This is a genomic window from Streptomyces sp. Ac-502 (assembly GCF_045222935.1).
Lineage (GTDB): Bacteria > Actinomycetota > Actinomycetes > Streptomycetales > Streptomycetaceae > Streptomyces > Streptomyces monomycini.
The window spans coordinates 7,811,401-7,825,074 of record NZ_JBHFFO010000001.1; the positions used below are offsets into that span (position 1 = coordinate 7,811,401).

Here is a 13,674-nt window from a genome sequence, read left to right on the forward strand (position 1 = left end):
GTCCTGAAGGGACCGCACCGCACCATGGCCCTGCCCGCCATCGCCCCCTACCCCATGCCGTCCGCCGGCGACCTGCCCGCGAACCGCGTGGACTGGAAGGCCGACCCGTCGCGCGCCGTCCTGCTCGTCCACGACCTGCAGAACTACTTCCTGTCGGCCTTCGACACCCAGGCGTCCCCCGCCACCGACCTGCTGCGCAACGTGGCGGCGCTGAAGAAGGAGGCCGCCCGGCTCGGCATCCCGGTCCTCTACACCGCGCAGCCCGGCGGCCAGACCCCTGAGGAACGCGGCCTCCAGCAGGACTTCTGGGGCCCCGGCCTGCCCGCCGACGAGCACGCGGCGGCCATCGCCGACGCGGTCGCCCCCGGCCCGGACGACACCGTGCTGACCAAGTGGAAGTACAGCGGCTTCGTCCGCACCGACCTCGAAGAGCGGCTGCGCGACCTCGGTCGCGACCAGCTCGTCATCACCGGCGTCTACGCCCACATCGGCGTCCTGATGACCGCCTGCGACGCGTGGATGCGCGACCTCCAGGCGTTCCTCGTCGCCGACGCGGTGGCCGACTTCTCCGCGGACGACCACGCGATGGCATTGCGCTGGGCGGCCGCCAAGTGTGCCGTGGTCACCACCACCGCCACCGTCTTCGAAGGAAGTGACCCTGATGGCACTGACACTGGAGCAGCTGCGCAAGGACGTCGCCGACGTCCTCGGCGAGGAGCCCGCCGACATCCCCGACGACGAGAACCTCGTCGACTACGGCCTCGACTCGGTCCGCCTGATGGCCCTGGCCGGCCGCTGGAACCGCGACCACGGAATCGAGGTCGCCGTCGCCGACCTGTCGGAGGAGCCCGCCCTGGAGAAGTGGGCGGTGCTGCTCGGCGCCACCGGCTGAGCCCTTCCGTACGGCAACGAGGCTCCGTACGGATGGCAGTGAGGCTCCGTACAGACGGCGGCGGGGCGGTACGCGGAACACTCCGCGCACCGCCCCGCCGCCGTAGGCCGCGTGGCGCCTTCAGACGCCCGGCGGCACCCGCGACGGGCGGCCGCTGCCGCGCGTCATCGCGTACCCGCCGATCCCGGCGAGCGCCGCCAGCACACCGCCCACCGCCGTCCACACCCACCGGTCGGACCACCGGCCCGAGGACCAGCCGCCCTCCGGCTCGGACGCCGCGACGGACCGCTTGCCCGCCGCCGAAGCCGACGCCGACGGCTCCGGGGAAGCGCTCTCCCCGTCCCTCGGGCCCGCGGCGGCGGCCCCCGGCACGAGCGGGGCGGCCAGCTTGCCGTCCACCGCGTACGCGCCGCCCGTCCCGGCCACCGTCGGCTCGAACTCCGCGTGCACCGGCAGACCCAGATCGTCCTGCGGCAGATCGGTGACCGTCAGGCGCACGAAGTACGTGCCCGGCAGCGGATCGTTGGACGACTGCTCGGCCCAGGAACGGACCGTCCGCAGCGTGCAGGACAGCTCCACCGAAGCCGCGTCCGCTGCCGCAGCCCTGGTCTGCGCGCCGTACGTGCACGCCTGCCGCCGCCGCAGCCCGTCGTACACGTCGAGCTGCCAGGTCGCCGCGCCGTGCCGGGCCGCCTTCGGCAGCGTCACCTTCGCCTTCATCGTGGCGCGCTGCCCGGCGTCCACCGGCACCGCCCAGTACAGGTAGTCACCGGTCGACGCCCCGGCCGTCGCCCGCTGCCCCGGCTGGACCGGCGTCGCGGTACGGAACGACGTCCCCGCCTCCGTCGGTCCCGCGGCGCCGCCGCTCGCGGACGGCGACGGGCTGTCCGCCACCGCCCCGCCCGCCGTACCGAACAGCGCGGCACCCGCCAGCAGCGCGGCGGTCACAAACGTACGCGTACGCATCAGTTGGTCCTCCAGACGGCGACACGCCAGCGCGACAGCCAGCCCCACAGCAGACCGGCCACCAGGCCGACGAGCACCAGCGCGCCCAGGAACCACCAGCCGCGGCCCAGACCGAAGGACGCCACGTCCGAGGCGTCCGACGGGCCGTCCACGACGTCGATGGCCAGCTCCACCGGCAGCCCCGGCTCGGTCTTGACCCCGGCCGGCGCCGCGAAGGAGTTGCTCAGCTGGAGGCAGACCGTCTCCGGCGCGTCCTTCGCCGCACCGTCGGCGTTCTCCAGCGGCGCCTTCGGATAACGCAGCCCGGACGAGATGACGTCGGTACGCCCGTCGCCCGCCTCCGAGCCGCGCACGATCTCCCGGCCGTGCACGGTCGAGGCGCGCAGCAGCACGCCGTAATCGTTGTTGACGGCACGGTCGGCGCCGATGCTCGCCGACGCGCGCAGCTCCTGGCCGGGCCGTACGTCCACCCGGTACCAGCGGTGCTCGGCGAACTTCTCCCGGTCGGTGTACAGGCCCGGCTCAAGCACCGGCGCCTTGGCACACTGGTCCGCGCCCCGCGTCGCCACCGGCGTCACCACCGGATCGGCCGCCCGGTCCACCAACTGGTGCACCCGGTCCCGCAGTTCGCTGGTGTGCTGCACGGAGGTGTACGTACCGCCGGTCGCCTCCGCGATGCAGCTGAGCTGCTTACGGGTCTTGGCGTCCGGCAGCAGCCCCAGCGTGTCCACGGTCAGGTGGATGCCCTTCGCGGCGATCTCCCGCGCCACCTCGCACGGGTCGAGCGGGGCGCAGGTGTCCTCGCCGTCGGTGATCAGCACGATCCGGCGGGTCGCGTCACCGCCCTTGAGGTCGTCGGCCGCGCCCAGCAGGGCCGGGCCGATCGGCGTCCAGCCGGTGGGGGCGAGCGTCGCCACCGCGGTCTTCGCCTCGGTCCGGTCGAGCGGTCCGACCGGGTAGAGCTGCTTGGTGTCCTTGCAGCCGGTCTGCCGGTCCGGGCCCGGATAGTTCGCGCCGAGGGTACGGATGCCGAGCTGGACCTCGCCCGGCACCGCGTCCAGCACGTCGTTGAACGCCTGCTTCGCCGCCGACATCCGGCTCTGCCCGTCGATGTCCCGCGCCCGCATCGAGCCGCTGACGTCCAGCACCAGCTCGACCTTGGGGAGGGCTTCTTCGCGTCCGGTTCGCCGGCGGCTGCGGCGGAGGTGGGCAGCAGCCCCACGGCCAGGGTGGCGAGCAGGCCGCACACCCCGGCCGCCAGCCGTTTTCTTGTGATCATCGCCGGATCGTATTGATGATCAGGGCCGGTGACCAAAACGGGCGGACGCCGCTGACGGCTGATCAGCGGCCGGGGTGTGCGCCGGAAACGCTAACGCCAGGTCACGACCAGCCTGGCCGTGGACGGGGCGAAAGTCTTGTACGCGTCCGAGCTCTTCTCGTTCGTCGCCTTCAGCCCCAGGGTCATGCTCGGCCACCTGTTCTGCTGGGCCGCCCGGGCGCTCGCTGTGACGTCGAACGACAGGGGGCGGTTCTGGCAGGGCCGCTGGTGGGGCGAGACCCAGCCCAATTGCTTGTACCACCGCGGCTGCCTGTTCCACGTCGTGCTCGCGTAGACCCGGCCGGTGTCCCAGATCTCGACGTTGTAGGGGGCGCACGACTGGGACGTGGTGTTCCTGATGTGGAGTTCTGCCTTCCGGATCGCTCCGGCCCGGTGCAGGTCCTGGGCGCCCACCGTGATGAACGAGCGCCACACGCCGTTCAGCCCATGATTGTTCGCGAGGGCTCTCTTGCCGACGCGCGCGACGTCGTCCGTCCGGTTCCAGTAGGCCCTGTCCGGATTGCCGCTGTTGACGCTCGTCCACAGGCCCACGCGGCCCCTGGGCGCGCCGGGCCCGGGCAGGCGCTTCTCGGCGACGGTCGCGCCGGCCTGTCCGGCCTGCGTGCCGGGGGTCGCGGCGAAGGCCGCCGGGGCGGCGAGGCCGCCGGCCAGACCGCAGGCCAGCAGGGCGTACGACGACCGGGATCGCCTGCGGCCGGTGAGTGAACGGGGTGTGGGCATGTGTGCCTCCAGTGCGGGGAATGGCTGAACGATTTCCAGCTTTTCCCCGCCGTCCGCATACCGCGCCCCCACCGCGTCCGACCGTGAGAGCGACAGCCGCAGGTTCACTCGCCCGACGGAAGACGGTGGACGGAGGGTGACGGCGGCCGACCCCCCGCCCGCCTCCGCGCCACCGCCGTGGACTCAGCGCTTGGACCAGGTGACGGCCAGCTTGGACGTGCTCGGGGCGAACTTCTTCCACGCGTACGTGTCGTTCTCGTTCGCGGCCCGCAGCCCCAGGGTCATGTCCGGCCACTTGTTGGCCTTCGCCGCCCGGGCATTGTCCGTGACGTTGAACGCCAGCACACCGGCCGGGCACTCCTTGGCACTGTGGCCCTTGGCGTCGGTGACGGTGTCCAGCAGCTTGTACCACTTGGGCTGCGCGTTCCACGTCGTGTTCTTGGAGGCCCGGCCGGTGTCCCACAGCTGGACCGGCCGCTTGGCGCACGACCAGGAGTAGCTGTTCACGATCTCGAACACGGCGCTCTTGATCGTCCCGGTCCGCTGGAGATCCTTGGTGCCCATGGTGATGAACGAGCGCCAGGTCCCGTCCGTCTCGTTCTCATGGCCGACGCGCGCCACGTCACCGGTCTTCGCCCAGTAGGACGCCTTGGGGTACTTCTTGTTGACGCTGGTCCACAGGCCCACCGGGCCCCTGGGAGCGCGCGCCGCGGGCAGGCTCTGCTCGGTGGTGTAGGTGCCGGACGGGTTGGCGTACACGCGCACGGTGTCGGTGCGCTGCGACTGCACCTCCACCCGCCGGCCGGACGAAGCGGCCTGTTCGGAGGCCTGCTGGAACTCGGCCTGCCGGGCCGCGGACTGCCGGGACTTCGTGTCGTGAGCGTCGGAACCCGCCGCCCAGGCGGTGGGGACGGCCAGTCCGCCGGCGATGCCGCAGACCAGTACGGAATACCACGGGCCGGACGGTCTCCAGCCGGTGAGGGAACGGGATGTGGGCATGGCGCACCTCTCATTGCCGGGAGCGGCGAACGTACAAGGGCCCGCCACCACCGCCCGCACGCCGCGCCGCCCCTGCGTCCGACCGGGGGCGCCGGCAGCCCCGTAACTCACTCGTTCGACGGCATGAGGTGGATGGAGGGTGACGGCAGTCGGGTGGTGTCGGGAACCCTCGGGCGCAGGCCCGCAGCAACGTCGCCGCACGGCGTACCGCGCCTTGCGCCACCGTCCCCGCGCGGGGACGTGTCGGTACGGCGTCCCGCGTCAACCTCCCGGTGTGGCGCCCCGCGCCCCCTGTCCCCGGCCCGCCGGCGCGACCCGCTCCCGCGCCGCCGCGGCGATGTTGCGGGCCATCCCGCCGAACACCACCGCATGGAACGGCACGACACTCCACCAGTACGCATGGCCCGCCAGCCCGTGCGGATGGAACACCGCCCGCTGGAGGTAGACCGTACGGCCCGCCGCGTCCCGCCCGACCCGCAGCTCCAGCCACGCGAGCCCCGGCAGCCGCATCTCCGCGCGCAGCCGCAGCAGCCGCCCCCGCTCGATCTCCTCGACCCGCCAGAAGTCCAGCGAGTCACCGGCCCGCAGCCGCTGCGCGTCCCGCCGGCCCCGGCGCAGCCCGACGCCGCCCGCCAGCCGGTCCAGCCACCCCCGCAGCGCCCACGCGAGCGGGAAGGAGTACCAGCCGTTCTCCCCGCCGATGCCCTCGATGACGTCCCACAGCGCTTCGGGCGAGGCGTCCACCCGGCGAGCCCTGCGGTCCGTGTAGAGGCTGCCGCCCGCCCAGTCCGGGTCGGTCGGCAGCGGGTCGCTGGGGGCTCCGGGCACCGAGGCCGACGACCAGCGGGTGGCGACCCGTGCTTCCCGTACCCGCCGCAGCGCCAGCTCCACCGCGTGGTCGAAGCCGGTCAGCCCGCCGGGCGGGTCCGGCACGTACCGCGCGATGTCGTGCTCCTGGGCCACGGCCTCGTGCCGCAGCGACTCCGCCAGCGGACGCGCGATACCGGCCGGTACGGGCGTCACCAGCCCCACCCAGTGACTGGAGAGCCCCGGCGTCAGCACCGGGACGGGCACGATCAGACGGCGGGGGAGCGCCGCGACCCGCGCGTAGCGCTGCATCATCCGCCGGTACGTCAGTACGTCGGGGCCGCCGACGTCGAAGCCACGGTTCACCGACTCCGGCAGGGCGGCGCAGCCCACCAGGTAGTGCAGCACGTCCCGTACCGCCAGCGGCTGGATGCGGGTACGCACCCAGCTCGGCGTCACCATGACCGGCAGCCGCTCGGTCAGGTACCGCAGCATCTCGAAGGACGCCGAGCCCGACCCCATGATCACCGCGGCCCGCAGTACCGCGGTCGGCACACCGGACGCCAGCAGGATGCGCCCCACCTCGTCCCGCGACCGCAGGTGCGGCGAGAGCCGGTGCGGGTCGACACCCTTCGGCACCGGGCCGCCCAGATAGACGATCCGCCGCACGCCCGCCTTCCGCGCGCATTCGGCGAACGTACGGGCCGCCCGGCGGTCGGTGTCCTCGAAGTCTTTACCCGACCCCAGCGCGTGCACCAGGTAATAGGCGACACCGACACCCTCCAGCGCCGCCGTGAGCGACTCCGCGTCCGTGACGTCGCCCCGTACCGTCTCCACCTGCCCCGACCAGGGGTGATCCCGCAGCTTTCCCGGCGTACGCGCCAGACACCGCACCGGATACCCCGCGGCCAGCAGCTCCGGCACCAGCCGCCCGCCGATGTACCCGCTCGCCCCGGTCACCAGACACCGTTCCACGCCGCGCCTCCCGTAGCCGCCCGGTCCCGTACTACCCCGCACGGAACGTGCCCGCGAACGGAGCGCGGCAGTGGCGGGGGTGCCTTCGGGTTCTCCGGCCCGTCGTGTAGTGTTCTCCGAGTTGCCACGGAGCCGACAGGCGCCGCGACAGCCTTCACGCCACACCGGCAAGCACCATGACCACCGCACGGCTCCTCAACGGGAAGAATTTCGGCATGCCGAAATTCGGAACAGTGACTCGATTATGAGTCGCCGGGGAAAACCGCTAAAGTGGTGAGCACGCCGGAAGGCGCGAAACAAAACCCGCTCCAACAGGGGCCGGAAACGGAAAGCGGAAACGCCGAACGGATCTGGTAAGGTTGGAACCGCGAAGAAGCCGAAAGGCCGAAACGCACCGGCGAAAATCAGGACCGCGAGGATCTGATAGAGTCGGAAACGCAAGACCGAAGGGAAGCGCCCGGAGGGCCTGGTGAAACAGGCACAAAGGAAGCGTCCGTTCCTTGAGAACTCAACAGCGTGCCAAAAGTCAACGCCAGATATGTTGATACCCCGTCCACCGGCAGCAGCCGGAGGATGAGGTTCCTTTGAAAAAGCCCACCAGCACCCACGCGGTGCGGGTGGCACACACAGCGAGGACGCTGTGAACGGGAAGCCTATTCCGCTTCCTGTTCCGCTCTCGTGTGTGTTACCGGGATAACCCGGTAAACATTCACGGAGAGTTTGATCCTGGCTCAGGACGAACGCTGGCGGCGTGCTTAACACATGCAAGTCGAACGATGAACCTCCTTCGGGAGGGGATTAGTGGCGAACGGGTGAGTAACACGTGGGCAATCTGCCCTGCACTCTGGGACAAGCCCTGGAAACGGGGTCTAATACCGGATATGACACACGACCGCATGGTCTGTGTGTGGAAAGCTCCGGCGGTGCAGGATGAGCCCGCGGCCTATCAGCTTGTTGGTGGGGTAATGGCCTACCAAGGCGACGACGGGTAGCCGGCCTGAGAGGGCGACCGGCCACACTGGGACTGAGACACGGCCCAGACTCCTACGGGAGGCGGCAGTGGGGAATATTGCACAATGGGCGAAAGCCTGATGCAGCGACGCCGCGTGAGGGATGACGGCCTTCGGGTTGTAAACCTCTTTCAGCAGGGAAGAAGCGCAAGTGACGGTACCTGCAGAAGAAGCGCCGGCTAACTACGTGCCAGCAGCCGCGGTAATACGTAGGGCGCAAGCGTTGTCCGGAATTATTGGGCGTAAAGAGCTCGTAGGCGGCTTGTCACGTCGGATGTGAAAGCCCGGGGCTTAACCCCGGGTCTGCATTCGATACGGGCAGGCTAGAGTTCGGTAGGGGAGATCGGAATTCCTGGTGTAGCGGTGAAATGCGCAGATATCAGGAGGAACACCGGTGGCGAAGGCGGATCTCTGGGCCGATACTGACGCTGAGGAGCGAAAGCGTGGGGAGCGAACAGGATTAGATACCCTGGTAGTCCACGCCGTAAACGTTGGGAACTAGGTGTGGGCGACATTCCACGTCGTCCGTGCCGCAGCTAACGCATTAAGTTCCCCGCCTGGGGAGTACGGCCGCAAGGCTAAAACTCAAAGGAATTGACGGGGGCCCGCACAAGCAGCGGAGCATGTGGCTTAATTCGACGCAACGCGAAGAACCTTACCAAGGCTTGACATACACCGGAAACGTCTGGAGACAGGCGCCCCCTTGTGGTCGGTGTACAGGTGGTGCATGGCTGTCGTCAGCTCGTGTCGTGAGATGTTGGGTTAAGTCCCGCAACGAGCGCAACCCTTGTTCTGTGTTGCCAGCATGCCCTTCGGGGTGATGGGGACTCACAGGAGACTGCCGGGGTCAACTCGGAGGAAGGTGGGGACGACGTCAAGTCATCATGCCCCTTATGTCTTGGGCTGCACACGTGCTACAATGGTCGGTACAATGAGCTGCGATACCGCGAGGTGGAGCGAATCTCAAAAAGCCGATCTCAGTTCGGATTGGGGTCTGCAACTCGACCCCATGAAGTTGGAGTTGCTAGTAATCGCAGATCAGCATTGCTGCGGTGAATACGTTCCCGGGCCTTGTACACACCGCCCGTCACGTCACGAAAGTCGGTAACACCCGAAGCCGGTGGCCCAACCCCTTGTGGGAGGGAATCGTCGAAGGTGGGACTGGCGATTGGGACGAAGTCGTAACAAGGTAGCCGTACCGGAAGGTGCGGCTGGATCACCTCCTTTCTAAGGAGCACTTCTTACCGAGTTCGCTCGGTCAGGGGCCAGTACATCGGCGAATGTCCGGTGCTGGTTGCTCATGGGTGGAACGTTGACTACTCGGCACACTTGGCTCACTGGTCACTAGTACTGCTTCGGCGTGGAACGTGTCAGGGGGGCGAGGGTGTCGGGCACGCTGTTGGGTGTCTGAGGGCATGGACGGAGACGTCTGTACCTTCAACGCCGGCCCCGGTAAAGGCCTGCTTCGGCGGGTTGTGACGGGTGGCTGGTCGTTGCTTGAGAACTGCACAGTGGACGCGAGCATCTGTGGCCAAGTTTTTAAGGGCGCACGGTGGATGCCTTGGCACCAGGAACCGATGAAGGACGTGGGAGGCCACGATAGGCCCCGGGGAGCTGTCAACCAAGCTTTGATCCGGGGGTGTCCGAATGGGGAAACCCGGCAGTCGTCATGGGCTGTCACCCGCTGCTGAACACATAGGCAGTGTGGAGGGAACGCGGGGAAGTGAAACATCTCAGTACCCGCAGGAAGAGAAAACAACCGTGATTCCGGGAGTAGTGGCGAGCGAAACCGGATGAGGCCAAACCAGTCACGTGTGATACCCGGCAGGGGTTGCGTGGTTGGGGTTGTGGGAGTTCTCTTGACCGGTCTGCCGGCCGGTCGGCGAGTCAGAAACCGTTGGTGTAGGCGAAGGACATGCGAAAGGTCCGGCGTAGAGGGTAAGACCCCCGTAGCTGAAACATCAACGGCTCGTTTGAGAACCACCCAAGTAGCACGGGGCCCGTGAAATCCCGTGTGAATCTGGCGGGACCACCCGCTAAGCCTAAATATTCCCTGGTGACCGATAGCGGATAGTACCGTGAGGGAATGGTGAAAAGTACCGCGGGAGCGGAGTGAAATAGTACCTGAAACCGTGTGCCTACAAGCCGTGGGAGCGTCGCTATGCAGCTTGCTGCATAGTCGTGACTGCGTGCCTTTTGAAGAATGAGCCTGCGAGTTTGCGGTATGTTGCGAGGTTAACCCGTGTGGGGAAGCCGTAGCGAAAGCGAGTCCGAAGAGGGCGTTGAGTAGCGTGCCCAAGACCCGAAGCGGAGTGATCTAGCCATGGGCAGGTTGAAGCGGAGGTAAGACTTCGTGGAGGACCGAACCCACCAGGGTTGAAAACCTGGGGGATGACCTGTGGTTAGGGGTGAAAGGCCAATCAAACTCCGTGATAGCTGGTTCTCCCCGAAATGCATTTAGGTGCAGCGTCGTGTGTTTCTTGCCGGAGGTAGAGCACTGGATAGGCGATGGGCCCTACCGGGTTACTGACCTTAGCCAAACTCCGAATGCCGGTAAGTGAGAGCGCGGCAGTGAGACTGTGGGGGATAAGCTCCATGGTCGAGAGGGAAACAGCCCAGAGCATCGACTAAGGCCCCTAAGCGTGTGCTAAGTGGGAAAGGATGTGGAGTCGCAGAGACAACCAGGAGGTTGGCTTAGAAGCAGCCACCCTTGAAAGAGTGCGTAATAGCTCACTGGTCAAGTGATTCCGCGCCGACAATGTAGCGGGGCTCAAGCACACCGCCGAAGTCGTGTCATTGCAGTATGTACCCCCAACGGGGACTGTGATGGGTAGGGGAGCGTCGTGTGCCGGGTGAAGCAGCACCGGAAGGTAGTTGTGGACGGTTCACGAGTGAGAATGCAGGCATGAGTAGCGATACACACGTGGGAAACGTGTGCGCCGATTGACTAAGGGTTCCTGGGTCAAGCTGATCTGCCCAGGGTAAGTCGGGACCTAAGGCGAGGCCGACAGGCGTAGTCGATGGACAACCGGTTGATATTCCGGTACCCGCTTTGAAGCGCCAAACATCGAATCCATTAATGCTAAGGCCGTGAAGCCGCCCTGGAGTCTTCGGACAAAGGGGAGTGGTGGAGCCGCTGATCCAAGGTGGTAGTAGGTGAGTGATGGGGTGACGCAGGAAGGTAGTCCAGCCCGGGCGGTGGTTGTCCCGGGGTAAGGGTGTAGCCCGTGCGGTAGGCAAATCCGTCGCACGTTAAGGGTGAGACCTGATGCCGAGCCGATTGTGGTGAAGTGGATGATCCTATGCTGTCGAGAAAAGCCTCTAGCGAGTTTCATGGCGGCCCGTACCCTAAACCGACTCAGGTGGTCAGGTAGAGAATACCGAGGCGTTCGGGTGAACTATGGTTAAGGAACTCGGCAAAATGCCCCCGTAACTTCGGGAGAAGGGGGGCCATTGCTGGTGATGAGTTTTGCACTCTGAGCTGGTGGTGGCCGCAGAGACCAGCGAGAAGCGACTGTTTACTAAAAACACAGGTCCGTGCGAAGCCGTAAGGCGATGTATACGGACTGACGCCTGCCCGGTGCTGGAACGTTAAGGGGACCGGTTAGCTCCATTTCGGTGGGGCGAGGCTGAGAACTTAAGCGCCAGTAAACGGCGGTGGTAACTATAACCATCCTAAGGTAGCGAAATTCCTTGTCGGGTAAGTTCCGACCTGCACGAATGGCGTAACGACTTCTCGACTGTCTCAACCATAGGCCCGGTGAAATTGCACTACGAGTAAAGATGCTCGTTTCGCGCAGCAGGACGGAAAGACCCCGGGACCTTTACTATAGCTTGATATTGGTGTTCGGTTCGGCTTGTGTAGGATAGGTGGGAGACTGTGAACTCGTCACGCCAGTGGCAGGGGAGTCGTTGTTGAAATACCACTCTGGTCGTGCTGGATGTCTAACCTGGGTCCGTGATCCGGATCAGGGACAGTGTCTGGTGGGTAGTTTAACTGGGGCGGTTGCCTCCTAAAGAGTAACGGAGGCGCCCAAAGGTTCCCTCAGCCTGGTTGGCAATCAGGTGTTGAGTGTAAGTGCACAAGGGAGCTTGACTGTGAGACTGACGGGTCGAGCAGGTACGAAAGTAGGGACTAGTGATCCGGCGGTGGCTTGTGGAAGCGCCGTCGCTCAACGGATAAAAGGTACCCCGGGGATAACAGGCTGATCTTCCCCAAGAGTCCATATCGACGGGATGGTTTGGCACCTCGATGTCGGCTCGTCGCATCCTGGGGCTGGAGTCGGTCCCAAGGGTTGGGCTGTTCGCCCATTAAAGCGGTACGCGAGCTGGGTTTAGAACGTCGTGAGACAGTTCGGTCCCTATCCGCTGTGCGCGTAGGAGTCTTGAGAAGGGCTGTCCCTAGTACGAGAGGACCGGGACGGACGAACCTCTGGTGTGCCAGTTGTCCTGCCAAGGGCATGGCTGGTTGGCTACGTTCGGAAAGGATAACCGCTGAAAGCATCTAAGCGGGAAGCCTGCTTCGAGATGAGGGCTCCCACCCCCTGGAGGGGTTAAGGCTCCCAGTAGACGACTGGGTTGATAGGCCAGATATGGAAGCCCGGTAACGGGTGGAGTTGACTGGTACTAATAGGCCGAGGGCTTGTCCTCAGTTGCTCGCGTCCACTGTGTTAGTTCTGAAGTAACGAACTCGCCTTGCCGGCTGGAGTTGTTATCTTCATAGTGTTTCGGTGGTCATAGCGTTAGGGAAACGCCCGGTTACATTTCGAACCCGGAAGCTAAGCCTTTCAGCGCCGATGGTACTGCAGGGGGACCCTGTGGGAGAGTAGGACGCCGCCGAACTCCTTTTGATAGTGGGAAGCCCCGCACCGTATGGTGCGGGGCTTTCTGCGTTGTGCGCCCAGGCCCCGGCCGGCGCAGGCCCCGGCCGGCGCAGGGCGCTCCGCGCCGTACACGACCACGACCAAGGCCCTGCCGGCTCGCCCGGCAGGGCCTTTTGTCTGTGCGGACACCGGCCGGGGCCGGCGCGGACTCCGTACGGAGCCCGCCCTCATGCGGGCACGAGCATCGCGTCCGGGGCCGGGCCGGCGGAGATCCGTTCGCGGAGGAGGAGACCCCGCTCGGGGGAGTAGTCCAGCCGGGCCAGGACGACGGGCGTCGCGACGCCCGGCAGGGTGTAGGTGAAGAAGTTGTTCATCTGCGTCTTCACGGCATGGTCGTCGCCCGACGTGAGGCTTTCTCCGCCGACCCAGTTCGTCATGAACAGTGAGGCGACGGCCGCCAACTCCACCCCGGGGAGCAGTTCGCCCCCCTGCTGGGCCCGGAGGAGGGGCCGGGTCACCGTGGCCTTCCACGAGGCCCAGGGCGAGGCCCACGTCCGCGTGGGCTCGTCCAGCGCGGCGAGCTGGAGGGCTGCCTTCACCTGCGGGTCCGCCTGTACGCGGTGGGTGAGCAGCAGGCCCAGGTCGATCCATTCCTGGAGGGCGGGCGCACCGGAATTCTGCTCGACCCCTTCGGTCAGGTCGACCGCGAGGATTCCCTCGGCCAGCCCTGCTTTGGAGGAGAAATGGTGATACAGCGCGCCGGCCGTCGAATGCGCGCGTGCTGCGATCTCGGTGACGGAAGCCCGGTTGTACCCTCTTTCGTTGAAAACCTGGCTGGCGGCCGTCAACAACCGTGCTCGCGTCTTCACTGCGCGTTCCTGCATCTGTGCCTTCTACTTCTCGGGCTCCTTTGGCGGAGCAGCCTGCCTTTTGTGGGGCTTCGCCGAGCCGGTGTACGCGCCGGTAACGGCACTCGGAGCCTTTTGACAGGCGCAGGAGACGAGAGGCGAGGGGCGCGATACGGCGGGCGGAGACTTGGCCGAGTCGGGACGACTTGAGCGGCGGCAACCGGGCGGAGAACGCCGACGAGCCACCAAAAATGATCTTGGTGGCGTTCTGTTCTGCGACGGTCATGTCGTCCCT

General features: G+C 66.3%; 6 protein-coding genes, 3 rRNA genes and 2 pseudogenes. 5 read left to right on the forward strand and 6 right to left on the reverse strand.

The features are described 5' to 3' along the window. Positions 1 to 24: 24 nt before the first annotated feature. Positions 25 to 651 (forward strand): annotated as a pseudogene (locus ACEXOX_RS35535) (isochorismatase family protein); the annotation flags it as partial. 10 nt (positions 652 to 661) lie between these two features. Then, positions 662 to 892, forward strand: a complete 231-nt coding sequence (locus ACEXOX_RS35540) for a phosphopantetheine-binding protein (RefSeq protein WP_406524965.1) — start codon at positions 662 to 664, stop codon at positions 890 to 892. Between the two features lie 120 nt (positions 893 to 1,012). Here ACEXOX_RS35540 and ACEXOX_RS35545 read toward each other — a convergent pair whose 3' ends face one another. The 5 genes and pseudogenes from ACEXOX_RS35545 to ACEXOX_RS35565 form a co-directional block, all read right to left on the reverse strand. Further along, positions 1,013 to 1,858: a hypothetical protein gene (locus tag ACEXOX_RS35545; RefSeq protein ID WP_406524966.1), complete on the reverse strand. Its 846-nt coding sequence runs from the start codon at positions 1,856 to 1,858 to the stop codon at positions 1,013 to 1,015. Further along, positions 1,858 to 3,137: pseudogene (locus ACEXOX_RS35550) on the reverse strand (VWA domain-containing protein). Before ACEXOX_RS35550 ends, ACEXOX_RS35545 begins: the two are co-directional and overlap by 1 nt. A gap of 90 nt (positions 3,138 to 3,227) precedes the next feature. Next, positions 3,228 to 3,917, reverse strand: coding sequence for a hypothetical protein (locus tag ACEXOX_RS35555; RefSeq protein ID WP_406524967.1), 690 nt, complete (start codon positions 3,915 to 3,917; stop codon positions 3,228 to 3,230). 183 nt (positions 3,918 to 4,100) lie between these two features. Continuing rightward, the gene (locus ACEXOX_RS35560) at positions 4,101 to 4,916 is read right to left on the reverse strand and encodes a DNRLRE domain-containing protein (RefSeq protein ID WP_406524968.1); all 816 of its coding nucleotides are present in this window, start codon (positions 4,914 to 4,916) and stop codon (positions 4,101 to 4,103) included. Positions 4,917 to 5,177: 261 nt separating this feature from the next. After that, the gene (locus ACEXOX_RS35565) at positions 5,178 to 6,698 is read right to left on the reverse strand and encodes an SDR family oxidoreductase (protein WP_406524969.1); all 1,521 of its coding nucleotides are present in this window, start codon (positions 6,696 to 6,698) and stop codon (positions 5,178 to 5,180) included. 708 nt (positions 6,699 to 7,406) lie between these two features. On the opposite strand from ACEXOX_RS35565, the gene ACEXOX_RS35570 reads away from it, so the two are divergent. From ACEXOX_RS35570 to rrf, 3 genes are all read left to right on the forward strand, one after another. After that, a 16S ribosomal RNA gene (locus tag ACEXOX_RS35570) occupies positions 7,407 to 8,935 on the forward strand. Positions 8,936 to 9,237: 302 nt separating this feature from the next. Further along, positions 9,238 to 12,358 (forward strand): 23S ribosomal RNA (locus tag ACEXOX_RS35575). A gap of 76 nt (positions 12,359 to 12,434) precedes the next feature. Then, positions 12,435 to 12,550, forward strand: a 5S ribosomal RNA gene (rrf, locus tag ACEXOX_RS35580). Together the 16S, 23S and 5S rRNA genes form the textbook arrangement of a ribosomal RNA operon. A gap of 208 nt (positions 12,551 to 12,758) precedes the next feature. Here rrf and ACEXOX_RS35585 read toward each other — a convergent pair. Continuing rightward, a complete protein-coding gene (locus ACEXOX_RS35585; protein WP_406524970.1) occupies positions 12,759 to 13,400 on the reverse strand; it encodes a TetR family transcriptional regulator in 642 nt (213 codons plus the stop codon). Positions 13,401 to 13,674: the final 274 nt, after the last annotated feature.

Excerpts from the sequence above, each read along its gene's own strand:
- ACEXOX_RS35540 (WP_406524965.1), top strand. The coding sequence starts at position 662 with ATGGCACTGACACTGGAGCAGCTGCGCAAGGACGTCGCCGACGTCCTC.
- ACEXOX_RS35545 (WP_406524966.1), bottom strand. The coding sequence starts at position 1,858 with ATGCGTACGCGTACGTTTGTGACCGCCGCGCTGCTGGCGGGTGCCGCG.
- ACEXOX_RS35555 (WP_406524967.1), bottom strand. The coding sequence starts at position 3,917 with ATGCCCACACCCCGTTCACTCACCGGCCGCAGGCGATCCCGGTCGTCG.
- ACEXOX_RS35560 (WP_406524968.1), bottom strand. The coding sequence starts at position 4,916 with ATGCCCACATCCCGTTCCCTCACCGGCTGGAGACCGTCCGGCCCGTGG.